Source organism: Brevundimonas nasdae (genome assembly GCF_016654005.1).
In the GTDB taxonomy this organism is placed as follows: Bacteria; Pseudomonadota; Alphaproteobacteria; order Caulobacterales; family Caulobacteraceae; genus Brevundimonas; species Brevundimonas nasdae.
The window spans coordinates 123910-149333 of the sequence record NZ_JAEPWN010000003.1; the positions used below are offsets into that span (position 1 = coordinate 123910).

Below are 25424 nucleotides of genomic sequence, written 5' to 3' on the forward strand. Positions count from 1 at the left end.
AGTCGATGACTGGGGGATGGAAACACCGATCACAACCCCGGCGCCCGCTGCTTCACGCAACGCCCTGGCGATCATCGCGACCGTCGCCGCAGGCGCCGCCGTCTATTGGCTCAGAGACATTCTGACGCCGCTGGCCATGGCCCTGTTCCTGCTGATCATGATCGACGGGGTGAAGCGTTCGATCGCCGCGCGCACGCCGCTGGACGACCGCTGGGCCGGGATCGCGGCCCTGACCCTGGTGGTTCTGGGCTTCTTCGCCTCCATCGGCATCATCGTGAACGGCGCGGCGGGCTTCTTCGGCGAGGCGTCCGGCGTGTCCCAGAATCTGGGGCCGCGCATCGACCAGATCATCCACGACAGCTATGGCCTGTTCCATCTGGCCAATCCGCCCAAGACGCAGGACCTGATCAACGGCGTCGATCTGCGGTCCTATCTGGCCTCCGCCGCCTTTCAGGCCCAGGGCGTCGTCTCCAGCGCCTTCTTCGTCCTGATCTATCTGGGCTTTCTTCTGGCCTCGCAGATGGGCTTCCAGCGCAAGGTGGTCGGCATGTTCCCCTTCAAGGCCCAGCGGGACGAGGCCGTGGCCATCTTCCAGCGCGTTCGCGGCGGGGTCGAGGGCTATATCTGGGTTCAGGCCGTCACGGGCGTGATGGTCTGCGCCGTGGCCTGGGCTCTGATGCGGGCCGTCGGGCTTCAGAACGCCGAGTTCTGGACCTTCGTCATCTTCATCGTCGGCTTCATCCCCATGCTGGGCGGCGCCATTGCGGGCCTGGCCCCGCCTCTGTTCGCCCTGGTGCAGTTCGAAAGCTACTGGCCAGCCCTGATCCTGCTGGTGGGCCTGCAGATCATCCTGTTCGTGGTCGGCAATTTCATCCAGCCCCGCATGCAGGGCGACAACCAGAACATCGACCCGGTGGTGGTGCTGCTGGCCCTGGCCTTCTGGGGCAAGCTGTGGGGCGTGGTCGGCATGTTCCTGTCCACGCCGCTGGCCGTCATGGCCATGGCGATCCTGGCCGAGTTCAAGGGATCACGCTGGATGGCGGTGCTGCTGTCGGGCGACGGCAACCCTTACGCCGAGGAGAGCAAGGCCAGGCGCGCCAAGCCTGTCCGCAAACCGAAAAAGTCCCCGCCGAAAGCCGCCGAAGCCGCCGACTGAGCACCTGCGGCGCCCAGTCGCACATATTCTCGAAAAATGTCGCAACGGGCGCCCTTGAACCGCCGGATTGTTTCACCACCTTAGCCTCAACGCCGCGGTGACCCTCCCCTCCGAACCGCGGTGGATGCGAGACCGGCGCGCCCTCCCCTCCCCAAGCGTCGGCCCGCGCAGGCCGCCGAGCTTCCCCTAGCTCGGCGGCCTTCTCGTTTGCGGCGCCGCACAATCATTCCAAGCTTAACGACGATCATGAGCATGATCTCGCGCGTTCAGCCGTTTTGGGGGCTTTTCCCGCGACCGGACCTGGCCTAGGTCAAATGGGTGGCGCGCCGTCGCGCCGCTCTTCCTGCGGCCTCGCCGCGTCGCCGAGACAAGTTGAAATGACCGCCCTCGATCCGCGTCCCACCCCAGTCCAGACGATTTCTCTGACGGCTCTGGAGGCGGCGTTTGCGCGGATCATTGGGTCTGGGCCGGGCGCCTCGGAAAAGGCCTATCTGACCCAGGCGCACGAAGACTACGCCGCCGACGAAACCCCCGAACTGGACGGCGAAGACCTGGCCGCCCTGCTGGCGGAATCCTGGAAGGCCGCAGGCGCCTACGCCGCCGGGTCCGCCCCCCTGATCACCGTCGGCCCCCTGGTCGGCGCGGACGGTCAGACGCTGGACTATAATCTGGTCCGCATCGTCCAGTCGGACGCCCCCTTCCTGGTCGACAGCGTCATGGGGGTTCTGGCCGAAGCCGGGGTTTCCGTGCGCGCCCTGTTCCACCCGGTGGTCGAGCTTCAGGGCCAGCGCCTGTCCATCATCATGCTGGTCATCGACGGCGTGCCGCAGGAGCGTCGCGACGCCCTGGGCGAAGGTCTGGCCCAGACCCTGTCCGACGTCCACGCCGCCGTGAACGACCACGAGGCCATGGCCGCCCTGATGCGTCAGGCCCTGCAACGTCTGCAGGACACCCCGCCCCAGGGCGATCCGGCCATGCTGGCCGAAACCATCGCCTTCCTGAAATGGCTCAAGAGCGACCATTTCGTCTTCCTGGGCGCGCGCGACTACGACTATCCCCGCGCCGCCGACGGCGACTATGAGGCCGAGGCCGCGCTGAACCAGTCGGGCGCAGGCCTGGGCATTCTGGCCGACCCGGAACGCACCGTGCTGCGCCGCGCGTCCGAGCCTGCAGTCCTGACCCGCCAGATGCGCCGCCAACTGGACCTGTCCGAGCCGGTGACCGTGGCCAAGGCCAACGCCCGTTCGCGCGTCCACCGTCACGCCTACATGGACTATGTCGGGGTCAAGCGTTACGGCGCGGACGGCAAGGCGACGGGCGAAACCCGTTTCGTCGGCCTGTTCACCTCCGACGCCTACGACCAGCTGGCGACCGAAGTGCCGCTGCTGCGCCGCAAGGTGGCCAACGCCCTGGCCCGCGCCGACAAGGCGCCGGGCAGCCACAACGAAAAACGCCTCAAGAACATCCTTGAGAACTATCCCCGCGACGAGCTTTTCCAGATCGGCGAGGACGAACTGCTGTCCATCGCCCTGGGCATCCTGCACCTGTACGACCGTCCGCGCATCCGGCTGTTCTCGCGCCAGGATCCGTTCGACCGGTTCGTCTCGGTCCTGTGCTTCATTCCGCGCGAGAAGTTCGACGCCTCGGTGCGCGAACGGATCGGCCATATCATCGCCCGCGCCTGGGGCGGCCGTGTCTCGGCCTGGTATCCGCAGCTGTCCGACGCGCCGCTGGTTCGGGTCCACTACATCATCGGCGTCGAGCCGGGGAACCATCCGACGCCGGATCATGCCCAGCTGGAGCATGACGTCGCCGAGGCCGGTCGCGGCTGGGTCGATCGGTTCGAGGCCGCCCTGCGCCGCGCCAACGTCGCCGATGTCCAGGTCGGCCCGCTCAGCGCCCGCTGGGCCCGCGCTTTCGGCGCCGCCTACCGCGACCGCTACGACGCCGACGAGGCCGCCGTCGACCTGCAGCAGATGGACCGTCTGAACGCGACCGGAGAGCCGGGCCAGGGCGAACCCATCGCCGTGCGCGCCTTCCGCAATCCCGACGACAGCCGCCTTCAGTTCCGCTTCAAACTGTACCGTCGCGGTCCGGCCGTGCCCCTGTCCGACGTCCTGCCGATCATGGCCGACATGGGCCTGAAAACGCTTGAGGAATACGGCTATTCCATTCGTCCGGCGGGCGAAGAGGAAATCCACGTCCACGAGTTCCTGATGGAGGACCCGCGCGGCGAGGCCCTGATCTTCGCCGATGTGAAGGCCCCGTTCGAGCGCGCCTTCGCCGCCGTCTGGACCGGCCGCACCGAAAGCGACGGCTTCAACCGTCTGGTGGTCGAACTGGGCTTCGAATGGCGCGAAGCCGCCCTGATCCGCACCCTGGCCCGCTATCGCCAGCAGACCGGCCTGGACCCGTCCCAGCCGGTGCAGGAAGAGGCCCTGCGCGAATATCCCGAGGTGACGCGCGCCCTTATGGCCCTGTTCACCGCCAAGTTCGGCGATGAAGGCGGTGCGGTTCAGGATCGTGAGGCGACGGTCGCCGAACTGAACGAGCGCATCGTCGCCCTGCTTCAGGACGTCAAGAGCCTGGACCACGACCGGGCGCTGCGCCGGATCGCCCTGCTGATCGGCGCCATCAAACGCTCCAACTTCTTCCAGTCGGACGCCGACGGCCAGCCCAAGCCCCACATCTCCATCAAGATCGCCTCGCGTGAGCTTGAGGACCTGCCCCTGCCCAAACCCTATCGCGAAATCTTCGTCTGGGCGCCGCACATCGAGGGCGTGCACCTGCGCTTCGGCCCTGTCGCGCGCGGCGGCCTGCGCTGGTCCGACCGTCGCGACGACTTCCGCACCGAGGTTCTGGGTCTGGTGAAGGCCCAGCAGGTCAAGAACGCCGTCATCGTGCCGGTCGGCTCCAAGGGCGGCTTCTATCCCAAGCAACTGCCCCGCACGACGGACCGCGAGGCCATTCAGGGCGAGGCCATCCGCGCCTATCGCACCTTCCTGTCGGGCCTCTTGGACATCACCGACAACATCGCCGCCGACGGTTCGGTGGTGCGCCCGGCCAATGTCGTGGCCTGGGAGCAGGACGATCCCTATCTGGTCGTCGCCGCCGACAAGGGCACGGCGACCTTCTCCGACATCGCCAACGGCGTCTCGGCCTCCTACGGCTTCTGGCTGGGCGACGCCTTCGCCTCGGGCGGGTCGGTCGGCTATGACCACAAGGGCATGGGCATCACCGCCCGCGGCGCCTGGGAAGCGGTCAAGCGCCACTTCCGCGAGATCGGCAAGGACATCCAGACCGAGCCCTTCACCATGGTCGGCGTCGGCGACATGTCCGGCGACGTCTTCGGCAATGGCGCGCTGCTGTCCAAGGCCACGCGCCTGGTCGCCGCCTTCGACCACCGCGACATCTTCATTGATCCGAACCCGGATCATGTCTCTGGCTGGACCGAGCGCAAGCGCCTGTTCGACCTGCCGCGCTCGTCCTGGCAGGACTATGACAAGAGCCTGATCTCCGAGGGCGGCGGCGTCTTCTCACGCTCGGCCAAGTCGATCCAGCTGACGCCCCAGATCAAGGCCGCGCTGGACATCGCCGACGACGTGCTGGACCCCGTCAGCCTGATCCGCGCCATCCTGAAGGCCCCGACCGAGCTGCTGTATCTGGGCGGCATCGGCACCTATGTGAAATCGCCTGCCGAGACCGACGCCCAGGTCGGCGACAAGGGCACCGACGCCCTGCGCATCAACGGCGACGAACTGCGGGTCAAGGTGGTGGGCGAGGGCGCCAACCTGGGCTTCACCCAGGCGGGCCGCATCGTCTTCGGCCAGAACGGCGGCCGCATCAACACCGACGCCATCGACAACTCCGCCGGGGTCGACACCTCCGACCATGAGGTCAACATCAAGATCCTGGTGGGATCGGCGGTCACCAACGGCGTCCTGCCGGCGGACGAACGCGCGCCCCTGCTGGCCTCGATGACCGATGTCGTGGGCAAGAAGGTTCTGGCCCACAACTACGACCAGACCCTGGCCCTGACCCTGCAACAGGCCGAAGGCGCGGGCGGGCTGGACGCCCAGGAACGGTTCATGCAGGCCCTGTCGGCGCGCGGCAAGCTGGACCGCAAGGTCGAGGGCCTGCCCAGCGACCTGCGCGTCAAGGAGATGATGGCGGCGGGCGTTCCGCTGGCCCGGCCCGAACTGGCCGTGCTGATGGCCTACGCCAAGCTGGAGCTGTCGGACGAGATCGTCGCCTCGACGGCGCCGGAAGATCCGTTCTTCGAACGCATCCTGACGGGCTATTTCCCCGACGCCCTGGCCCGGTTCGAGCCGGAGATGAAGAGCCACCGGCTGCGGCGCGAGATCATCGCCACCGTTCTGTCGAACGAAGTGGTCAATATGTGCGGCCCGACCTTCCCGGACCGTCTGCGCCACTCGGTCGAGTGCGACACCACCGCCCTGATCATCGCCTTCGAGGCCGCACGCCGCGCCTTCCGTCTGGACGAGGCCTGGGCGGCGGTTTCGGCCCTGGACCTGAAGATCCCGTCCGAGGCCCAGATCGCCCTCTATCGCGAGATCGCCGTCGTCCTGCGCCGCCAGACCGCCTGGCTGGCCCGCCGCGCCAAGAAGGGCATGAGCGTCCAGGCCCTGATCGACCTCTATCGTCCGGTCGCCGATGCGATCCAGGCGGAAGGGGCAGGGGTCCTGTCGCGCTTCGAACAGGCGCAGCTGGACAAGCGGGTCCGCCGCTTCGCCGATCTGGGCGCCCCGGAAGATCTGGCGCGCTCCATCTCGATCATGCGTCCGCTGGTCGCCGCCGCCGACATCGGCGATCTGGCCCAGGAAGCCCAGTGGCCCGTCCCGGCCATGGCGCGCCTGTATCACCAGGTCGGCGCCGCCTTCGACTTCGACCGTCTGCGTGCAGCGGCCGGTTCGATTCCGTCGGCGGATCATTTCGATCGCCTGGCCGTCCGCCGCCTGATCGAAGACCTGATGAACGAACAGGCCACCCTGACCCGCGCCGTCGCCAAGGCCTCCGATCCTTCGGTCGGCGTCAGCGAGGATGCGGCGGAGGCGGCTGTCGACGCCTGGATCGGCTCCAAGCAGGAGTTGGTCGAGAGCGTCCGCGCCTCGGTCGATGAGATCGAACAGTCCGGCTCCGGCTGGACCTTCGCCAAACTGACCATCGCCAACGCCACGATCCGCGACCTGGCCGTCGCCGCGCTCTGATCCTGCCGCCCCATCCCGACGCCAGTCGGGATGGGGCGCTAAGGAATGAGTTGACGAAGCCGCCGTCTCGCGGCCTTTTCAAAAACCGATTAACGGGCAGGGGAGGCCGTCATGCCGAGAAAATTCCTCGTCGTCGCCGACGACACGCCCGAGTTCGAGGCCGCCCTTCGCTTCGCCTGCCGTCGGGCGAAATCGACGGGCGGGCGCGTCGTCATGCTGCGCGTCCTGCCCTCCAACAGCGACGCCCACTGGTCCGGCGCGCGTGAGGAAATCGAACGCCAGCAGCGCGAAGAGGCCGAGGCCCTGCTGAACCGACTGGGCGAAGAGGCGCTGGAACGCTCAGGTGCCGCCCCCATCTTCCTGATCGAACAGGGCGAGGCCCAAAGCGCGATTCGCAAGGTCGTCAGCGACGATCACGACATCAAGATCTTGGTCCTGGCGGCAGGCGCCGGGTCGCGCGGCCCCGGCCCCCTGGTCTCCGCCATCATCAAGCACGGCGCATCCCTTGGCGGCCGCAAACTGCCCGTCACCATCGTCCCCGGCGTCCTGACCGAAGACGAGATCGAGGATCTGGCCTAGCCCCTCGGGACCAGACGCCACATGCGTAAAGGGTGACGCACCGTGCCGGCTTCGGCGCCGGCGGCGTCGCCGCGGCCCATGTAGAGGTCGGCGCGGACGGGGCCGCGAATGGCGGATCCGGTGTCCAGCGCCATGGCCAGGCCGCGGTAGCTGGCGGTGGCGCCGCGCAGATTGCCGGCGTCCGCATCCAGCCAGACCAGTTCGCCATAACGCCACTGGGACGGATCGACCGCGATGGCGCGGCGCTCGGTCAGGGGCACCCCTGCGGCGCCCGGCGGATGGCCGTTGTCGTCGGGGTCGATGCGGAAGAAGATGTAGCGCGGGTTCAACGCCATCACGCTCTGGGCCTCATAGCCCCGGTGCGAGGCCAGCCAGCCCCGGATCGCATCGCCGGACGTGCCGTTCTCCGGCAGCAGGCCGCGCTGGGCCATCGGGCGGGCGATGCCGACGAAGGTCTTGCCGTTGTCCCCGGCATAGGCGGCGCGGGCGCGGCGGCCGTCCTCGAACGTCAGATAGCCGGACCCCTGGATCTGCAGGAAGAACAGGTCTTCGGCCCGCATCCAGGCCAGGGCCTGATCCGGGCGGGCGTTGGCCTCGATCGTCGCCCGGTCGCCTGCCGCGCGCGGATCGGCGGGCTTGGGCAGGAGCGGGGCCGAGAACTCGGCGTCGGCCCAGCGACGGGCGGGATATTCAGGCGCGAAATAGGAGGTCAGCAGACCGGGGCGGCCATCGGCGGTTTCCGCCGGAACCGCGCTGAAGTTGGCTTCGAAAAAGGCGCGCGCGTCGGACGGGGTCACCGTCGTTCCGGCGTTCATGGCCTTGGCGCGGCTGCAGGTCGTGCGCGCCGTCGCATCCCGCGCCGCGCCGCAGCCGTCGACATAGGCGCGGAAGGCGGCCAAATGATCCTCGTCATTCCAGCCCGGCAGGACCGCAGGACTGACCGCGTGGGACGAAGTCGGGGGCAGGGCGGGGCCGACGCCCCCGGGGGGCGGCGTGTAGGGGATTTCGCTTCCAGGCGTGGTCGCAGGCCCAGGTGTCATCGGCCCGGTCGAACAGGCCGCCGCCGCCAGAAGGGCGGCCAGCGTCGGCGTTGCGGCGATCAGCCGACGCATAAGGCCCATCAGGCGTTGGCCGGCTCGACGCGGGCCAGGACCCAGTTGGGATCAGCCGCGCCCAGGGTGCGCTCGAACGTCCAATGTTCGGCGGTGCGGCGCTCTTCGACCAGAGGCTCGCCGGTGGCGGCGTCCGCCGTCTCGCCCGAGGCCTTGGTCACATGGCTGCGCAGTTCGGCCAGGAAACGGATCTTGGCCACGGCCTTGTCGCCCTCGGCCGTGGCGCCTTCCAGATCGGCGCGGGGCGGGAACAGGAACTCGACCGTCTCGGTTTCGCCGCGCGTCTCACGCGCTGCAATCCCCGCCTCGAACGAGGCCATGACCGCAGGCGTCAGCAGGGGTTTCAGCGCCGCACGGTCGCCCGACGCATAGCCGCGCACGATGATTTCATAGGCCTGACGCGCGCCCTCGACGAAGCGGGCGGGGTCAAAGGCCGGGTCGCGCGCCTTCAGACCGGCGACGGACGCCAGCATGGCGGCCTCGGCGGCGGTCGGCTTGACCGCCTGATCAGGCGTGTTCGGGCCGGGAACGACCAGCTTGGCGTCCTCCTGCGGCTGGCGTCCGACTTTCTTGCCCAGCACATTATAGAGCTGGAACAGGACAAAGGCCGCGATCACGGCGAAGACGACGATCTGGAACTGGACCGGCAGGTTCAAGGGGCTATTCCTGTGGCAGGCGGGAGCTTGTCAAAAGACACTATTTGACGATTAGGGGCTGATATAAGGTGAAGCAAGGCGAAGCGCGCCCCCCGCGCTCCAACCAAAGTTGCGGCCAAGCGTCTCGGCATGGTAATCGCCCCGCCTTATTCCCGGCCCAATCGGCCCAATTCCGACTTTGAAGATCGCAACATGACCGACGCAACGCCGCCTGCCGAAACCCCCAACGGCGCCGACGCCCAACAGGGCCAGCCCGCCGGTCCCGGCTTCCGCATCCTGGCGCAATATGTCCGCGACTTCTCGTTCGAGAACCCGCGCGCCCCGGAATCCCTGCGCATCGACGGCAAGCCCGCCATCGACCTGGGCGTCGAAATGGCCGCGCAGGGCCGCCCCGACGGCCTGTTCGAGCTGGATCTGAAACTGTCGATCAAGGCCTCGCACGAGAACCAGCCGGTCTTCCACGTCGAACTGGTCTATGGCGGCCTGTTCCAGCTGGCCAATGTCCAGGAGCAGGACATCGAGCCGCTGCTGCTGATCGAATGCCCGCGCTACCTGTTCCCGTTCGCGCGCGAGATCGTCGCCCGCGCCACGGCGGACGGCGGCTTCTATCCGCCCTTCATGCTGGACCCGATCGATTTCGCGGCCATCTACATCGCCCGCCAGCAGCAGATCGCCCAACAGCCGCCGGCGACCGGCCAAGCTTAAGCTCAGCCACCCTCCCCAGTCTCTAGGCTCAATCGACATTGAGCCAGAAACCGTCATTCCGGGGCGTAAGGACGAACCCGGACCCGAAGGGCGGCGCGCAGCAGCCAACCCAGACGTTCATATCAAGCGTCGAATGCGTCCAGCAGCAGGACTGTAGTCCTGGGTTCCGGGTTCTTCGCTTCGCTCAGCCCCGGAATGACGGGTTAAAACGCGACCACCCTCCCCGGACGGGGAGGGAAAAAACGGTCAGTTCGCCTCTTCTGTTTCGGCGATCGTGACGCCGTAACGGGCCCACAGGCTGTGGTCCTTCAGCACCGAACGCAGGAAGGCGGCGTGGGCCTCATGCTCCTGCGGCGTCGAACGGGGCGCCAGCGGGTGCGGGCGCGCGCCGTAAACCGTCAGTTCGATGGCTCCGCCCGGTCCCTTGCCGCGCGGGCCGGACGACAGGTCCAGAACCCGCTCCTTGCCGCCGCGCAGCTCCAGATAGACCTCGGCCAGCAGGCGGGCGTCGATCAGGGCGCCGTGCAGGGTCCGTTCGACCAGCGACACCTTGAAGCGTTTGCACAGGGCGTCCAGCGAGTTGGGCATGCCCGGAAACCGCGTCTGGGCCAGTTTCAGCGTATCGATCCAGCGCGGCTCGCCCGTGATTTGGCGCCCGGCGCGGTTCAGCTCGAAGTCGATGAAGTTGCGGTCGAAATTGGCGTTGTGGGCGATCAGTTGCGCGTCGCCGATGAACTCGAACAGATCATCCACGATCTCGGCGAACTTGGGCGCGTCCTTGACCTTTTCGTCGGTGATGCCGTGAACGCGGATGGCGTCTTCCGGGATCAAGCGCTCGGGATTGACGAACCGGTGGAAGGTGCGGCCGGTCGGCAAGAGGTCCAGCAGTTCGATGCAGCCGACCTCGACCAGCCGGTCGCCCGTCTTGGGGTCAAACCCGGTGGTTTCCGTATCAAGGACAATCTCGCGCGCCATGCGCCCTTAATGGGGTCGTTCGCCGGATTGCGAAAGTCTGGCGGCGTCGCGACGCGGAGATATCCACGCCGGATCCAACACGGCGGCGACGATGGCCTCCACCTCGGCGCGGGCGGCGTCGAGACCATGGCCGGTGTCGACGATGAAGTCGGCGCGGGCGCGTTTTTCGGCGTCCGGCGTTTGGCGGGCCAGAATGGCCTCGAACCTTTCGCGCGTCATGCCGGGGCGGGCCAGGACGCGGGCGGCCTGAACCTCGGCGTCGGCGCTGACGACCACCACGGCGTCCACGCTGCGGTCGCCGCCGGTTTCGAACAGCAGGGGGATGTCCAGCACGCCCAGCCGGACGCCCGCCGCCCGTGCGGCGTCCAGATCCGCCTGGCGTCCCTGGGCGACCAGAGGATGGACGATGGCCTCCAGAGTCTTGAACGCCGTCTCGTCACGGCCCAGCGCCTCGGCCAGGCGCGTGCGGTCCACGGCTCCGTCCACGACCACGCCGGGAAAGGCCTGTCCGACCGGCCCGACCGCCGCCCCGCCCTTGGCGTACAGCCGATGCACGGCCTCGTCGGCGTTCCAGATCACCGCCCCCAGATCGGCGAACATGGCCGTCGTCGTCGACTTGCCCATGCCGATGGAGCCGGTCAGGCCCAGCAGGATCATGCGGCCGCCTCGACCAGATGCGCCATCAGCAGGGCGCGCAGGTCCAGCGGCGGGGGCGGGCGGCGGAAGATGGCCTCGAACGACGGCGCCGCCTGTCCGATCAGCATGGCCAGACCATCCACGGTGGTCAGACCCCGCGCCCGCGCCTCGATCAGGAAGGGCGTCCACAGCGGCTTGTAGGTCATGTCCATGATCACGGTTCCGGGCGCGATCTGGTCGAAGTCCACATCGGGCTGAACGCTGAGCGCATTGACGACAAGAGCCGCGCCGTCGAACGCTTCCGCCGCCTGCATCACCCGCACCGACGGTCCCAGATCGGCGGCCAGGGCCTCGGCCCGGTCACGCGAGCGGTTGACGATCCGCACCTCGGCGCCCGCCTCGACCAGAACGCCCGATCCGGCCCGCGCCGCGCCGCCCGCGCCCAGAATGACGACTGGCTTGCCGCCCACATCCAGATCCGGCGCCTGCTCTTTCAGCCCCAGCATCAGTCCGATCCCGTCCGAACTGTCGCCCAGCACCCGGCCGTCGACGAATTTCAGGATGTTGGACGAGGAGGTCAGTTTCGATGCGGGCGACACCTCGTCGGCCAGGGCGAACGCCTGCTCCTTGAACGGCGAGGTGACGTTCAGTCCCGAGATCAGGCCCGCGCGACCCGCCGCGACCAGGGCCTCGAACCCCGCCGCATCGACCGGCGCGAACGGCAGATAGGCGCCGTCGATCCCGCCCGCCGTCAGCCAGGCGTTGTGGATGATGGGGCTGAGCGAATGGGCCACCGGCTGCCCGGCGATGCCGCCCAGCAGGGCCGCGCCCGTGATGATCTGTCTGCTCATGCCGCCAGAACCCCCGCGCGACGCAACTCGGCCAAGACCGGCCACAGGGGCAGGCCCAGAACGGTGAAATAGTCGCCGTCCACCGCCTCGAACAGCTGCGACCCCAGCCCCTCCAGCCGGTAGGAGCCGACGCAGGTCAGCAACACCTCGCCCTCCGCCGCCAGATAGGCGTCGAGGAAGGCGTCCGAGAAATCCCGCATCCGCATCTGCACCGTGTCCACGCCGGACCAGACCACTTGTCCCTTGACCGCCAGGGCCGCGCCGGAATGCAGATGATGGGTCTTGCCGCGCATGGACTTCAGCCGCGCGCGCGCCCCCTCCAGCGTCTTGGCCTTGGAGATCAGGCCGCCGTCAAAGGCCAGGGTCTGGTCCGAGCCCAGCACCCAGGCGGCCTCGTCATCGCGCGACACGGCCAGGGCCTTGGCCTCGGCCAGCCGCACCGCCAGGGCCGCCGCATCCAGATCGCCCGAACGGGCCTTGATCGCGTCCTCGTCAACGCCCGCGACCCGGACCTCGAACGCGACCCCGGCGTTCTCCAGCATGGCGCGGCGTGCGGCGCTCTTGGACGCCAGCACCAGTTTTTCCTTACTCACCAGGTAGTCCCGATCCTGTGGTTGCGATGCTCGCTGAGCAGATTGGTGATGGCCGCCGCCGTCTCCTCGACCGAGCGGCGGGTCACGTCGATGGTGGGCCAGCCGCGCCGTTCGAAGGCGCGCCGCGCCTTGATCGTCTCGTCCCTGACCGCGTCCTGATCCGTATAGGACGAGGTCTGATTGGCGTTCAGATTGTCGATGCGGTTCCTGCGGATCTGGATCAGCCGGTCAGGCGACACCGTCAGGCCGATGACCAGCGGCTTCTTCAACTGGGTCAGACGCTCGCCGTCCTCCTGTCCCGGCACCAGCGGCACATTGGCCGCCCGGATGCCCCGATGCGCCAGATAGATGCAGGTCGGTGTCTTGGACGTCCGGCTGACGCCGCACAGCACCACGTCCGCGCCTTCCAGCTGCTCCAGCGTGCCTTGCCCGTCGTCATAGGCCATGGCGAAGTCCAGGGCCGAGATCCGGTTGAAATAGTCGTGGTCGAGGGTGTGCTGGGCGCCAACGCGCGACGACAGCGCCGCGCCCAGATAGCGCGACATGGCCCCGACCAGCGGGTCCAGCGCCCCGATCTGCGGCATGTCCAGCCGACGGCAGCCTTCCTCCAGCTGTTCGCGCAGCTCGCGGTCCACAAGCGTGTGCAGAACCACGCCCGGCGCCGAAGCCACTTCCTCCAGCACCCGGTCCATCTGTTTGGCCGACCGCACCAGGGCATAGATGTGCTCGATCGGAATGACGCCGTCGAAACGGGCCGTCACCGCCTTGGCCATGGCGTTCAGGGTCTCGCCGGTCGAGTCCGACACCAGATGGACGTGGAAATAGGTCGCCAGTCGATGGGGTCTTGAAGGGCTCATTCAATCAGTCCCGGCAAACAGTCCGACCTGGGGCCGGTCCCTGTGGAAAGGGTGGGGGCGATCCGGCGTCATCCGGGCGCCATTCTCCATAGCCGCTGATCCTTCGGGCGGCGAGCGTGGATGATGGTGGGTGATCTCATGGCTTGGCGCCCCATTCATCCCAAGGCGGATATCCGGTTTCCCCTCGATTGTGGAAAACCTAATGAGAGGTTAACGGCCCTTAACCGCGTTCACAGGCTGGCGTCCTGCAAAGCCTGGGAAATTAAGACCTTGTTAAGGATTATCCACCGTCGGGATAGCGTTGGTCTGCATCCCCGTTAAGTATTTTCGGCGCGTGGATATCCGCTTTTGTTCCGTGGGCGACGTGTGAGTCTTCCCCGGGTTTCCACGGCCCTACCTGCCTCTACGAATCTTTTAATTCTTATTTTGATTAGGGATTGAGAGCAGGGGGCTGTGACCTTAATCGTCCAGGCATGACCGATCAGACCCAGACACACGACCAGACGCCCCTGATGATCCGGGCTCTCCGGGGAGAGACTCTGGACCGTCCGCCGGTCTGGTTCATGCGCCAGGCGGGACGTTACCTGCCCGAGTATCGCAAGCTCCGATCCGAAGCGCCCGACTTCATCGCCTTCTGCCTGAACCCCGAGATGGCGGCCGAGGCGACGCTGCAGCCGATGCGTCGGTTCGGGTTCGACGCGGCCATCGTCTTTGCCGACATTCTGCTGATCCCGCGCGCTCTGGGTCAGGACGTCTGGTTCGAGACGGGCGAGGGACCCAGGCTGGGCGAAATGCCGATCCCCGGCCGGATGGCGGAACTGGCGCCGTCGGCGGGTGAACATCTGTCCGCCGTGGGCGAGACCCTGTCCATCGTACGTGCGGCGCTGGAGCCGGAACGCGCCCTGATCGGGTTCGCAGGCGCGCCCTGGACAGTGGCGACCTATATGCTGGACGGGGAACACCGCACCATCGGCAAGGGCGAACGCGCCCAGGCCCGCACCTACGCCTACGCCGATCCGAAACGGGTCGATGAGACGCTGGAGGTTCTGGTCGAGGCCAGCGCCCGTTATCTGAAGATGCAGGCCGACAGCGGCGCCCAGGTGCTCAAGATTTTCGAAAGCTGGGCCGAAGGGCTCCCCGACGATCTGTTCGAGCGTCTGGTTCTGAAGCCCCACCAGGCGCTTGTGAAGCGCACGCGGGAGCTTGGGGTCACCGTCCCCTTGATCGGCTTCCCACGGGGCTCTGCGGCGCTTGCAGAGCGATATGCGGAACAGGTTGAGGTGGACGCCGTCGCCCTCGACACCGCCTGTCCTCTGGAGGTCGGCAAACGGGTGCAGCAGATCAAGCCGATCCAGGGCGCGCTCGACCCGCTTCTGCTGCGCGCCGGCGGCGAGATGTTGGACCGCCGCGTCGATCAGCTGCTGGAGGCCTGGGGGCAGGGGCCGTGGATCTTCAACCTGGGCCACGGCATCCTGCCGGACGTGCCGATCAGCCATGTCGAACAGGTGCTGAAACGGATCGGCGCGCAATGAGCGGTGCGGACAGAGACGCAGGCGGGCTGAAGGGGCGGCGCATCGCCGTCGTCCTGTTCAATCTCGGCGGGCCGGACGATCAGGCCTCGGTCAAACCCTTCCTGTTCAACCTGTTCAACGACCCGGCCATCATCGGCCTGCCGGGGCTGGCGCGCACGCCTCTGGCCCGTCTGATCTCCAGCCGTCGCGAGGCGGCGGCCCAGGCCAACTATCGTCTGATGGGCGGCGGTTCGCCCCTGTTGCCGGAAACCCGCAGGCAGGCGCAGGCGCTGGAGGCGGTGCTGAACGACCGGCTGGCGGACGACGAGGTCCGCGTCTTCATCGCCATGCGCTACTGGCATCCCCTGACCCAGGAGACGGCGGCCGATGTCGCGGTCTATGGGCCGGACGAAGTGATCCTGCTGCCGCTCTATCCGCAGTATTCGACCACGACGACCCAGTCCTCGCTGAAGGAATGGAACGCCGTCTATGCCGGTTCGGGCGTCAGCCGCGCCGTCTGCTGCTATCCTGATGCGCCCGGCTGGATCGAGGCTCAGGCCGATGGCGTCTGCGAAAAGCTGGATGCGGCTGGCGATGCGCCGGTGCGGGTCCTGTTCTCGGCCCACGGCATCCCCGAGAAGCTAGTGACCGGCAAGGGCGACCCCTATCAGGAGCAGGTCGAGACGACCGTCGCCGCGGTCGTCGCCGCCGTAGAGGCGCGGCGCGGGCCGATCGACCACGCCATCTGTTATCAGAGCCGCGTCGGGCCGATGAAATGGCTGGGCCCTTCGACGCCCGAGGCCATCGAGGCGGCGGGGCGTGACGGTCTGGGCGTGGTGGTGGTTCCCACCGCCTTCGTCTCCGAACATATCGAGACCCTGGTCGAGCTGGATATCGAATATGCCGAACTGGCCCATGAAAAAGGCGCCAGTCCCTATCTGCGGGCGCCCGCCGTCGGAATCGGCGCCCCCTTCATCGGCGCCCTGGCGGATGCGGCGCTCGACGCCTTAGATCGCAGCGGCGTCGCCCCTTTCGGCCCGGGCTGCAAGGCCAGGTGGAAATCCTGCCCGCGCGGGGACGCCGGGACCTGTAGTGCGAGGACCGCAGCATGAACGCCTATGATCTGGTCCGGGGCCTGCACATTCTGGCGGTGATCGCCTGGATGGCGGGGATGCTGTTCCTGCCGCGCCTCTATGCCTATGACGCCGAACAGAACGCAAAGCCCGAGCCGCTGAAAAGCGAGATGCAGGCCCTGTTGCGCACCTGGCAGACGCGCCTGCTGCGCATCATCCTGAACCCGGCCATGATCCTGGCCCTGATCTTCGGCGTCTGGCTGTTCTGGCTCAGAAGCGGGCAGGGCGCGGACTGGTCCTTCGCGCATCAGCCGTGGATGATCACCAAGCTGATCGGCGTGGTCCTGCTGTTCGGCTGGCATGGCTTCCTGGCCGGGCAGCGCAAGAAGATCGCGGCGGGCACGTCCAAATACTCGGGCAGGTTCTGGCGCATGACGAACGAGATCCCCTTCGTTCTGGCGATCATCATGGTCCTGTCGGTGACGACGGAATGGACCCTGCGCTAGGCAGGGTTCGGTTTCCTTAACCCCTCCGCTTGACCTGACCGCTCGCCTGTGGTTCCGCTGGCGGTGAACCGTTCGGCCCTGCTGGCGGTCCCTCTCTTTTTGCGACGCCTGCAGGTATCGACCAGCGGGAGCCCGCCGCACCTCCCTTCGGCCTTACGGCCAGACATTCCCAGAGACCTGACGCCGCAGCCCTTTGCTGTGCGCGACTGCGAGCCTGCATCATGACCGACGTCCGCGACACCGATCCCGACTCCCCCGAGGCCGAAAACCTCGAAGCTGAAACCCCGACCCATCACGGCGCCGAGCATGAGGCCGGCGAGGCCGCAGGCGCCGATTCCGGCGTCGACACCACGGTCGAGGATGAAGAGGACGGCGATCCCGTCGTGCCGAACGGCCGCATCACCCTGGCCGAGCTGAACGAGAAGACGCCGGCCGATCTGGTCGCCTTCGCCGAGCAGCTGGAGGTCGAGAACGCCTCCAACCTGCGCAAGCAGGACCTGCTGTTCGCCATCCTGAAGGCCCTGGCCGACGAGGAGGTCGAGATCATCGCCGATGGCGTGCTGGAGATCCTGCCCGATGGCTTCGGCTTCCTGCGCAGCCCTGACGCCAATTATCTGCCGGGCCCGGACGACATCTATGTCTCGCCGTCGCAGATCCGCCGCTTCGGCCTGCGCTCGGGCGACACGGTCCACGGCGCCGTGCGCGGCCCGCGTGAGGGTGAACGCTACTTCGCCCTGCTGAAGGTCGATACGATCAATCTGGAAGACCCGGAGCTGGTCAAGACCAAGGTCCTGTTCGACAACCTGACGCCCCTCTATCCCGAGGAGCGGCTGCACATGGAAATCCAGGACCCGACCCTGAAGGACCGTTCGGGCCGCGTCATCGACATCGTCGCGCCTCTGGGCAAGGGCCAGCGCTGCCTGATCGTCGCCCCGCCGCGCGTGGGTAAGACGGTGATGCTGCAGAACATCGCCAAGTCGATCGAGCGCAATCACCCCGAGGTCTTCCTGATCGTCCTGCTGATCGACGAACGCCCCGAAGAAGTCACCGACATGCAGCGCACGGTGAAGGGCGAGGTCGTCGCCTCCACCTTCGACGAGCCCGCCACCCGCCACGTCGCCGTCGCCGAAATGGTGATCGAAAAGGCCAAGCGTCTGGTCGAGCACAAGAAGGACGTGGTCATCCTGCTGGACTCCATCACCCGTCTGGGCCGCGCCTATAACGCCACCGTCCCGTCGTCGGGCAAGGTGCTGACCGGGGGCGTCGACGCCAACGCCCTGCAGCGTCCCAAGCGCTTCTTCGGCGCCGCGCGCAATGTGGAGCAGGGCGGTTCGCTGACCATCATCGCCACGGCCCTGATCGACACCGGCAGCCGCATGGACGAGGTGATCTTCGAAGAGTTCAAGGGCACCGGCAACTCGGAAATCGTGCTGGACCGCAAGGTGGCGGACAAGCGCATCTTCCCCGCCATCGACGTGCTCAAGTCCGGCACCCGCAAGGAAGACCTCATCACGCCCAAGGATCAGCTGGCCAAGACCTATGTTCTGCGCCGCATCCTCAACCCGATGGGACCGCAGGACGCGATCGAGTTCCTGCTCGATAAGCTGCGCCAGTCCAAGAACAACGCGGACTTCTTCCAGTCGATGAACACCTGATCATTGTTCCCCCTATCGCCTCACGCGCGGCGTGAGGCTGCTTGAGGGAGTTCAGTTTCACGTGAAACAGGAGAGGCTTCCATGAAGGTCCAGGTCGAGATCGATTGCACCCCCGCCGAGGCGCGCGCCTTTCTCGGCCTGCCCGACGTGACCCCGCTGAACGAGGCGATGGTCGCGGAAATGCAGGATCGGATGAAGGCCAATGTCGCGGCCATGCAGCCCGAAGAACTGATGAAGACCTGGACCAGCTTCGGCCTTCAGGCCCAGGACCAGTTCCGCCGCCTTATGGAAGCCGCCGTAAAATGAGCCGGTTTTCTCCTCCCCCCGTGGGGGAGGAGGGCCGTGCGCAACGGGGCGAAGGGGGAAATCCCCGGACGTCGACGTTGCCGCCCGCCAGACCAGAGCGGGGAGAAATCTCATGACCAACGACACCATCTTCGCCCTCGCGACGCCGCCCGGCCGGGGGGCCATCGCCGTCATCCGGTTGTCCGGCCCCCAGGTTGAGGCGACGCTGACGGGGCTGGGGGCGTCCAAGGTGAAACCGCGCATGGCGTCTGTGCGCGACCTGACGCACGGCGGCGCCCATATCGACCAGGCCCTGGTCCTGCGCTTTGTCGGGCCTCATTCCTATACGGGCGAAGACTCCGCCGAGCTTCATCTTCACGGCGGCCGCGCGGTGGTCGAGGCGGCCAGTTCCGCCCTGATCGCCCTGGGCGTACGTCCCGCCGAACCGGGCGAGTTCACCCGCCGCGCCTTCCAGAACGGCCGCATGGACCTGGCCCAGGCTGAGGCGGTCGCCGACCTCATCGACGCCGAGACAGCGGCCCAGGCCCGACAGGCCCTAGGTCAGCTGGAGGGAAAACTCAGCGAAACCTACGTCGGGTTCCGCCGCGATCTTCTGCACGCCCTGGCCCTGGTCGAGGCGGAGATCGATTTCCCGGATGAGGAGGTTCCCGACAATCTGGCCCGCACCGCTGGTCCGGTTCTGGTCCGACTGGCGGAGGATCTGCGCCGCGCCGTCGATACGGGACGGCGGGGCGAACGGGTGCGCGACGGTTATCGCATCGTTCTGATCGGCGAAACCAACGCCGGCAAGTCGTCGCTGTTCAACGCCCTGGTCGCGCGCGAGGCGGCCATCGTCACCCCCATCGCCGGCACCACACGGGATGTGCTGGACGCCGATCTGGTCATTGGCGGCTATGCCGTGACCTTGTCGGACACAGCGGGTCTGCGCGACAGTGATGATCCGGTCGAGGCCGAAGGGGTTCGCCGGGCGCGGTTGCGCGCCGAACAGGCGGACCTGCGACTGTGGGTCCGGGCGCCGGGCGACCCGGAAGGCGTCGCCGCCGACTATGCCCAATCGGGCGACCTGGTGATCGCCAACAAGGCGGATGTCGGCACAGTCACCGCGACCAGAGGCCTGGATAGTCTGACGGTCAGCACCCAGACTGGGCAGGGGTTGTCCGATCTGCATGACTGGATCGCCGCGCGACTGGCCCGCGATCTGTCGGGCGCCGACTTCCCGGCCATTACGCGCGAGCGTCACCGACTGCGTCTGACGGAAGCCCTGGCGGCGGTCGAGGCGGCCTTGGCGGCGCTGGACGTGGCGCCTGAAATGGCGGGTGACGATCTGCGTCGTGCGGCCGAGGCGCTGTCGCGTGTCACCGGCGCGATCGGGGTCGAGGACATACTCGGTCAGGTCTTTTCGACCTTCTGCATCGGAAAGTAATACCGGTGTTCCACGTGAAACAGGCTTGACCGTATCCGCCCTGCCTTTCTCGCACGGGTGGCGAAGAGGCGCTGTTTGGACTATGTGGCGCAGATGAACTCCCCACTCGAAATCACCTGTGAAGTCGTCGTCATCGGCGGCGGCCATGCCGGTTGTGAAGCGGCGGCGGCGTCCGCCCGCGCAGGCGCGCGCACCCTGCTGCTGAGCCAGAAGCTTGAGACCGTCGGTGAGATGTCCTGCAACCCGGCCATCGGCGGTCTGGGCAAGGGACATCTGGTCCGTGAGATCGACGCCATGGACGGCATCATGGGCCGCTTGGCGGATGTGTCGGGCATCCAGTTCCGCCTGCTGAACCGCTCCAAGGGTGCGGCGGTTCGGGGCCCGCGCAGCCAGATCGACCGCCGTCTGTATCGCGAAGCCATGCAGGCCGAGTTGGCCCGGACGCCGAACCTGACCCTGATGGCGGGCACGGCGGAAAGCCTGATCCTTGACGGCGACCGCGTGGTCGGCGTCACGACCGGGGCAGGGGAGAGGATTCACGCCTCGTCCGTGGTCCTGACGACCGGCACCTTCCTGAACGGCGTCATTCACCGTGGCGACGAACGTATCCCGGCAGGCCGACATGGCGAGGCGCCCTCGACCGGCCTGGCCGCCGATCTGCACGCCGCCGACCTGATGATGGGGCGGCTGAAGACCGGCACGCCCGCGCGGCTGGATGGCCGAACCATCGCCTGGGATCGTCTGGAGATGCAGGATGCGGACACCGTTCCGTCGGCCTTTTCCTTCCTGACGGATCAGATCACCGTGCCGCAGATCGCCTGCGGCGTGACCCATACGACGGCCGAGACCCACCGCATCATCGCCGAGAATCTGAACGAGAGCGCCGTCTATGGCGGCAAGGTCTCCGGCATCGGCCCGCGTTATTGCCCCTCGATCGAGGACAAGGTGGTGCGGTTCGCCGATAAGACCAGCCACCAGATCTTCCTCGAGCCGGAAGGCCTGGATGATCCGACCGTTTATCCGAACGGGATTTCGACCTCGGTCAGCGAGCCGACCCAGCTGGCCTTCCTTCGGACCATCCCCGGTCTGGAGGCGGTCGAGGTGTTCCGTTACGGCTATGCTATCGAATACGACTATGTCGATCCCCGTGAACTGAGCCCGACGCTGGAAGTGAAGAAGCGGCCTGGCCTCTATCTGGCAGGCCAGATCAACGGCACGACCGGATATGAAGAGGCGGCGGCCCAGGGACTGATGGCGGGCCTGAATGCGGCGCGTTCCGCATCGGGTCTGGAACCCGTCGTCTTCGGTCGAGACCAGGCCTATATCGGCGTGATGATCGACGATCTGGTGACGCGGGGCGTGACCGAGCCCTATCGCATGTTCACCAGCCGCGCCGAATATCGGCTGAGCCTGCGCGCCGACAACGCCGACCAGCGTCTGACGGGGTTGGCGTTGTCTCTCGGCATCGTGTCGGAGGCGCGGCGGCTGCGTTTTGAGGCCAAGGCGGCCGAACTTTCCAAGGCCAGTTCTGTTTCACGTGAAACCCTGTTCACGCCCAAGGAGGCCAACGCCCTTGGCATTCCGGTGAACGCTGATGGGCGCCGCCGCTCGATGCGAGAACTTCTGGCCTTCCCGGACGTGACCCTGGAGAACTTTGTTCCCGTCTGCCCGGCCATTGCCGACTGGAGCCCAGAGGTGAGGGAGCAGGTCGAGATTGATGCAGGCTATGCCAACTATCTGGACCGCCAGGCCGTGGACGCCGCCGCCCTCCGTTCGGAGGAGGCGCTGACCCTGCCGGTTGATCTGGACTATGGCGCCATCGGCGGTCTGTCGAACGAGGTGAAGGACAAGCTGATCCGCATCCGTCCGCGTACGCTCGGCCAGGCCGGGCGGATCGAAGGCATGACGCCGGGCGCCCTGACGGCCCTGCTGTCCCACGTGAAACGCGCGCCGCGCACGACGGTGGCGGCATGAGCCTGGAAGCCGAGAAGGCCGTCTTCCAGCAAAAGACCCAGGCGACGCCGGAACAGATGGCTGATCTGGAGGCGTTTCGCCTGCGTCTGGCGGAGGCGAATGAGGTCATGAACCTGGTGGGGCCGGACAGCTTGCCGGACTTCTGGAACCGCCACGCCTGGGACAGCGCCCAACTGCTGACCCACGCCCCGGACGCCTTGACCTGGGCGGATCTGGGAGCGGGGGCGGGGTTTCCGGGCGTTGTGCTGACGATCCTGCTGAAGGGCAGGGAAGGGGCGCATGTCTGGCTGATCGACAGCCTGGGCAAACGTTGCCGTTTCCTTCAGGAGATCGTTAATGCACTCGGTCTTCCGGCGACGGTTCTGAATGGACGGGCCGAGGAGCAGCGTGTGCGATGTGACATCGTTACAGCACGGGCTGTGGCGCCTATGGATAAGCTTCTCGGTTATGCACAGCCCTATTTCGAAAGGGGTGCACAAGGTCTGTTTCTCAAGGGGGAGAAGGCGGAATCGGAGTTGCTTGAAGCCCGGAAATCCTGGCATTTCCAAGCTGAACTGGTTCCGTCGCAGAGCGATGCGAGGGGCCGTATCGTGACAGTCCGGAGCCTGAAACGTGCCCGTTAAAAAGCCTGCCCGAGTTCTCGCCGTATCCAATCAGAAGGGGGGCGTCGGCAAGACGACGACCGCCATCAACCTGGGCACCGCCCTGGCCGCCATCGGCGAGCGGGTGCTGATCGTGGACATGGACCCGCAGGGCAATGCCTCGACGGGGCTGGGTGTTCCACGTGAAACACGCCGGGTCACCATCTATGACGTGGTCGTGGACCAGCGTTCCATCGCGGACGCCTCGGTCCAGACGACGGTTCCGAACCTGTGGATCGTCCCGGCCGACGCCGACATGTCGGGGGTCGAGATCGAATTGAGCCAGGCGGATCGTCGCTCCTATCGCCTTCGGGATGCTCTGCGCGCCCACGACGACGGCCCTACCGCGTATGACTATGTGCTGATCGACTGCCCGCCGTCGCTGAACCTGCTGACGCTGAACGCCATGGCGGCGGCGGACGCGGTTCTGGTGCCGCTGCAGTGCGAGTTCTTCGCGCTGGAAGGTCTCAGCCAACTGATGCGGACCATCGACATGGTCAAGCACAGCCTGAACCCGGCGCTGGAGATCCAGGGCTTGGTCCTGACCATGTTCGACCGCCGCAGCGCCCTGTCGGGGCAGGTAGCCAATGACGTCCGCGCTCACTTCGGCGACAAGGTCTACGCCAGCGTCATTCCGCGCAATGTCCGCGTCGCTGAGGCGCCGTCCTTTGGCAAGCCCGCGCTGATCTATGATCTGAAATGCGCCGGCAGCCAGGCCTATCTGCGTCTGGCCAAGGAAGTGGTGAAGCGCGAACGTCAGCGTCTGAAGCTGGCGGCCTGAGTTTTAGAAGAAGAAACGGAACAGTATCTTGGCTGAACGACACAGAGGTCTGGGCCGCGGCCTGTCGGCGTTGATGGGCGAGAATGCGGAGGCGCCGGTGGCGCCGGACGCTCCGGTCCCGGCGGGCGTGCAGCGCGTGCCGATTGAGAGCCTGAAGCCGAACCCGGACCAGCCGCGCAAGACCTTCCGCCAGGAAGACCTGGAGGAGCTGACAGCCTCGATCCGTGACAAGGGCGTGCTTCAGCCCATTCTGGTGCGGAGCCAGCCGGGTGAGGACGGCGTCTGGCAGATCATCGCCGGTGAACGCCGCTGGCGCGCCTCGCAGGCCGCGCGGCTGACTGAGGTGCCGATCGTCGTTCACGAGATGGATGACGTCGAGGTGTTTGAAGTCGCCATCGTCGAAAACGTCCAGCGCGCCGACCTGAACCCGCTGGAGGAGGCCGAGGCTTACCGCGTTCTGATGGACCGTTTCGGTCGAACCCAGGACGCCGTCGCCGGGGTTGTCGGCAAGAGCCGCAGCCATGTCGCCAATATGATGCGCCTGCTGCAGCTGCCGGAGCGGGTGCTGTTCTATGTCCGCGAGGGCAAGCTGTCGGCGGGTCATGCGCGGGCGCTGATCAATACGCCGGATCCCAGCCAGCTGGCCGACATCGCCTTTGTCGACGGTCTGAGCGTGCGCGAAACCGAGGCCCTGGCGCGTCGCGCGACGGAAGGGCCAAAGCCGGTCAAGGCCAAGGCTGTGGCGCGGGCAGGCGAGGGCTCGGCGGATGTCGTGGCCCTGCAACAGGATCTGGCCGACGCCCTGGGCCTGAAGGTCGAGTTGAACGACCGCAGCGGCAAAGGCGAACTGACCATCCGTTACGGCTCGCTGGAGCAGTTGGATGACCTGTGCCGCCGATTGATGCGGGGCTGAGGGGTTTCACGTGCTAGGGTGAGCCTATGACTGAAGAAACCACGCTCACCCCCGCCGAAAAGCTGAAACAGGCCCTGGCCGCCAAGAAGGCCAAGGCCGGCCACGGATTCTCCGGCCAGCCCAGCGCCAAGGCTGAAGAAAAAAGCGTGTCCGCGCGCAATGTGGCCATGGCCAAGCCTGCGTTCCGCAAGGCCTCGAAGCGGGGCTAGGCCTTCCGCAGAGCAGGTCGCGGGCTCTAGAGGCCCAGGCGCCGCGCGCGGCCCGCGATCTCCAGCAGCAGACGTTCCGCGATCAGCTGATCCGGCATTCCCGTCGTCTTGGTGGCGACGTCTGCGGTGTTGATGCTGTCCAGAACATCGTCCAGCGCCTCCAGCCGCCAGGCGCGGGCCTGACGCAGCATTTCCGCCTCCTGCTTCCAGAAGACGCCTGCGGCCTTTGCAGCCTCCTTGGCGTTGGCGCCATTGGCCTGGAGGATGTTGATCCGGCGCAAACGGCCCAGATGCATGGCGGCGGAACGCACCGCCAGCACCGAAGACTCACCCTCGGCGAAGGCGCGGCGCAGGCCGGACTGGGCAGGGCCGGGACGACCGCCGAATGCCTGGAGCGCGGCGTCGGACAAGGAGGCGTCGGGCTCGACGCCCAGATGCTGCTCCAGCTCTTCCGGGCCGATGGTGCGGCCGGATCCCGGGCCGATGAACAGGGCCAGACGCTCGATCTCCTGGCGCATCAGGCCGCGTTCGCGGGGCAGGCGGGCGACGAAACGGTCCAGGGCGTCGGCGTTCAGGCCGACCTTGTCCGCGGCCAGGGCCTCGCGCGTCATGCGGGCCACATCGCCGGTTTCATCCTCGTAGCAGACGATGCCGACGGCGCCGTTTTCCTTTTCGGCGGTCTTTCGCAGGGCGGATTCACGGCCCAGCTGGTCGGCCTCGACCACCATCATGGCGTCGGGATTATAGCCGCCCGCCGCATGGATCTTGAGCGCAGCGGCCACCGCCTTGTCCACGCCGGGCTTGATCGTCGACAGGCGGATGCGCACCAGACGACGCCCGCCCATCAGGGACATGGCCGTCAGGGCCTCTTCCAGCCTGGTTTCGTCGCCGTCGATGTCGCTGTCGGTCAGGACGGTGACGTTGAAGGGGTCGTTCAGGTCCGGCGTGACCGTTTTGCACAGGATCTCGGCCCGTTCGGCGACGCCGGAACGGTCCTTGCCGTGGATCACCGCCGCGCGGATGGCCGGATCAGGCGCCTTCAGGAACCGTTCGATTTCCGGGCGTTTGGCGAGGATCATCGCAG

At 66.9% G+C, this 25424-nt stretch carries 23 protein-coding genes; 15 read left to right on the forward strand and 8 right to left on the reverse strand.

Annotated elements, in window-relative coordinates; translation table 11 throughout:
• The first annotated feature begins 16 nt into the window (after positions 1-16).
• From JKF87_RS06305 to JKF87_RS06315, 3 genes are all read left to right on the forward strand, one after another.
• A complete protein-coding gene (locus JKF87_RS06305) occupies positions 17-1156 on the forward strand; it encodes an AI-2E family transporter (RefSeq protein WP_201098435.1) in 1140 nt (379 codons plus the stop codon).
• A 377-nt stretch (positions 1157-1533) separates the two neighbouring features.
• Positions 1534-6384 carry an NAD-glutamate dehydrogenase gene (locus JKF87_RS06310; RefSeq protein ID WP_201098437.1) on the forward strand — a complete coding sequence of 1617 codons (4851 nt, stop codon included), beginning with the start codon at positions 1534-1536 and terminating at the stop codon, positions 6382-6384.
• A 111-nt stretch (positions 6385-6495) separates the two neighbouring features.
• A complete protein-coding gene (locus JKF87_RS06315) occupies positions 6496-6963 on the forward strand; it encodes a universal stress protein (RefSeq protein ID WP_201098439.1) in 468 nt (155 codons plus the stop codon).
• Here JKF87_RS06315 and JKF87_RS06320 read toward each other — a convergent pair.
• Both JKF87_RS06320 and timA read right to left on the reverse strand, forming a co-directional pair.
• Positions 6960-8075 (reverse strand): MltA domain-containing protein, encoded by a 1116-nt coding sequence (locus JKF87_RS06320; protein WP_201098441.1) that lies wholly within the window; start codon positions 8073-8075, stop codon positions 6960-6962. The genes JKF87_RS06315 and JKF87_RS06320 overlap by 4 nt on opposite strands.
• Positions 8076-8083: 8 nt before the next feature.
• The gene (gene timA / locus JKF87_RS06325; protein WP_201098905.1) at positions 8084-8725 is read right to left on the reverse strand and encodes a TIM44-related membrane protein TimA; all 642 of its coding nucleotides are present in this window, start codon (positions 8723-8725) and stop codon (positions 8084-8086) included.
• Positions 8726-8923: 198 nt separating this feature from the next.
• Between timA and secB the strand changes: the two genes are divergently transcribed.
• Complete coding sequence (gene secB / locus JKF87_RS06330; protein ID WP_201098443.1) at positions 8924-9436, forward strand: protein-export chaperone SecB; 513 nt, start codon at positions 8924-8926, stop codon at positions 9434-9436.
• Between the two features lie 246 nt (positions 9437-9682).
• Here the strand turns inward: secB and dnaQ are convergent, their stop codons facing one another.
• From dnaQ to JKF87_RS06355, 5 genes are read right to left on the reverse strand one after another with little or no spacing between them, the layout of a single operon-like run.
• Positions 9683-10411, reverse strand: coding sequence for a DNA polymerase III subunit epsilon (gene dnaQ / locus JKF87_RS06335; RefSeq protein ID WP_201098445.1), 729 nt, complete (start codon positions 10409-10411; stop codon positions 9683-9685).
• A gap of 6 nt (positions 10412-10417) precedes the next feature.
• Positions 10418-11068 carry a dephospho-CoA kinase gene (coaE, locus tag JKF87_RS06340; RefSeq protein ID WP_201098447.1) on the reverse strand — a complete coding sequence of 217 codons (651 nt, stop codon included), beginning with the start codon at positions 11066-11068 and terminating at the stop codon, positions 10418-10420.
• Positions 11065-11898, reverse strand: a complete 834-nt coding sequence (locus tag JKF87_RS06345; protein ID WP_201098449.1) for a shikimate dehydrogenase family protein — start codon at positions 11896-11898, stop codon at positions 11065-11067. Before JKF87_RS06345 ends, coaE begins: the two co-directional genes overlap by 4 nt.
• Positions 11895-12491 (reverse strand): Maf family protein, encoded by a 597-nt coding sequence (locus JKF87_RS06350; protein ID WP_201098452.1) that lies wholly within the window; start codon positions 12489-12491, stop codon positions 11895-11897. The genes JKF87_RS06345 and JKF87_RS06350 overlap by 4 nt, the downstream gene beginning before the upstream one ends.
• On the reverse strand, positions 12488-13348 hold the full coding sequence (locus tag JKF87_RS06355) for a pyruvate, water dikinase regulatory protein (protein ID WP_201098454.1): 861 nt from the start codon (positions 13346-13348) through the stop codon (positions 12488-12490). The genes JKF87_RS06350 and JKF87_RS06355 overlap by 4 nt, the downstream gene beginning before the upstream one ends.
• Positions 13349-13821: 473 nt before the next feature.
• Between JKF87_RS06355 and hemE the strand changes: the two genes are divergently transcribed.
• From hemE to JKF87_RS06410, 11 genes are all read left to right on the forward strand, one after another.
• A complete protein-coding gene (gene hemE, locus JKF87_RS06360; RefSeq protein WP_201098456.1) occupies positions 13822-14880 on the forward strand; it encodes a uroporphyrinogen decarboxylase in 1059 nt (352 codons plus the stop codon).
• A complete protein-coding gene (gene hemH / locus JKF87_RS06365; protein ID WP_201098458.1) occupies positions 14877-15971 on the forward strand; it encodes a ferrochelatase in 1095 nt (364 codons plus the stop codon). Before hemE ends, hemH begins: the two co-directional genes overlap by 4 nt.
• Entirely contained in the window at positions 15968-16438 is a 471-nt protein-coding gene (locus JKF87_RS06370) for a CopD family protein (RefSeq protein WP_201098460.1), read from the forward strand. The genes hemH and JKF87_RS06370 overlap by 4 nt, the downstream gene beginning before the upstream one ends.
• A 221-nt stretch (positions 16439-16659) precedes the next feature.
• Complete coding sequence (gene rho / locus JKF87_RS06375) at positions 16660-18093, forward strand: transcription termination factor Rho (protein ID WP_201098462.1); 1434 nt, start codon at positions 16660-16662, stop codon at positions 18091-18093.
• 81 nt (positions 18094-18174) lie between these two features.
• On the forward strand, positions 18175-18399 hold the full coding sequence (locus JKF87_RS06380) for a DUF6489 family protein (RefSeq protein WP_201098464.1): 225 nt from the start codon (positions 18175-18177) through the stop codon (positions 18397-18399).
• A gap of 112 nt (positions 18400-18511) precedes the next feature.
• On the forward strand, positions 18512-19822 hold the full coding sequence (mnmE, locus tag JKF87_RS06385; protein ID WP_201098466.1) for a tRNA uridine-5-carboxymethylaminomethyl(34) synthesis GTPase MnmE: 1311 nt from the start codon (positions 18512-18514) through the stop codon (positions 19820-19822).
• 93 nt (positions 19823-19915) lie between these two features.
• Positions 19916-21796 carry a tRNA uridine-5-carboxymethylaminomethyl(34) synthesis enzyme MnmG gene (gene mnmG / locus JKF87_RS06390; protein WP_201098469.1) on the forward strand — a complete coding sequence of 627 codons (1881 nt, stop codon included), beginning with the start codon at positions 19916-19918 and terminating at the stop codon, positions 21794-21796.
• Entirely contained in the window at positions 21793-22419 is a 627-nt protein-coding gene (gene rsmG, locus JKF87_RS06395; RefSeq protein WP_201098471.1) for a 16S rRNA (guanine(527)-N(7))-methyltransferase RsmG, read from the forward strand. Before mnmG ends, rsmG begins: the two co-directional genes overlap by 4 nt.
• The gene (locus tag JKF87_RS06400; RefSeq protein WP_201098473.1) at positions 22409-23218 is read left to right on the forward strand and encodes a ParA family protein; all 810 of its coding nucleotides are present in this window, start codon (positions 22409-22411) and stop codon (positions 23216-23218) included. Before rsmG ends, JKF87_RS06400 begins: the two co-directional genes overlap by 11 nt.
• A 28-nt stretch (positions 23219-23246) precedes the next feature.
• The gene (locus tag JKF87_RS06405; protein ID WP_201098475.1) at positions 23247-24131 is read left to right on the forward strand and encodes a ParB/RepB/Spo0J family partition protein; all 885 of its coding nucleotides are present in this window, start codon (positions 23247-23249) and stop codon (positions 24129-24131) included.
• Between the two features lie 26 nt (positions 24132-24157).
• Positions 24158-24340, forward strand: a complete 183-nt coding sequence (locus JKF87_RS06410; RefSeq protein ID WP_201098477.1) for a hypothetical protein — start codon at positions 24158-24160, stop codon at positions 24338-24340.
• 26 nt (positions 24341-24366) lie between these two features.
• Here the strand turns inward: JKF87_RS06410 and holA are convergent, their stop codons facing one another.
• Positions 24367-25419 (reverse strand): DNA polymerase III subunit delta, encoded by a 1053-nt coding sequence (gene holA / locus JKF87_RS06415; RefSeq protein WP_201098479.1) that lies wholly within the window; start codon positions 25417-25419, stop codon positions 24367-24369.
• Between the last annotated feature and the right edge of the window lie 5 nt (positions 25420-25424).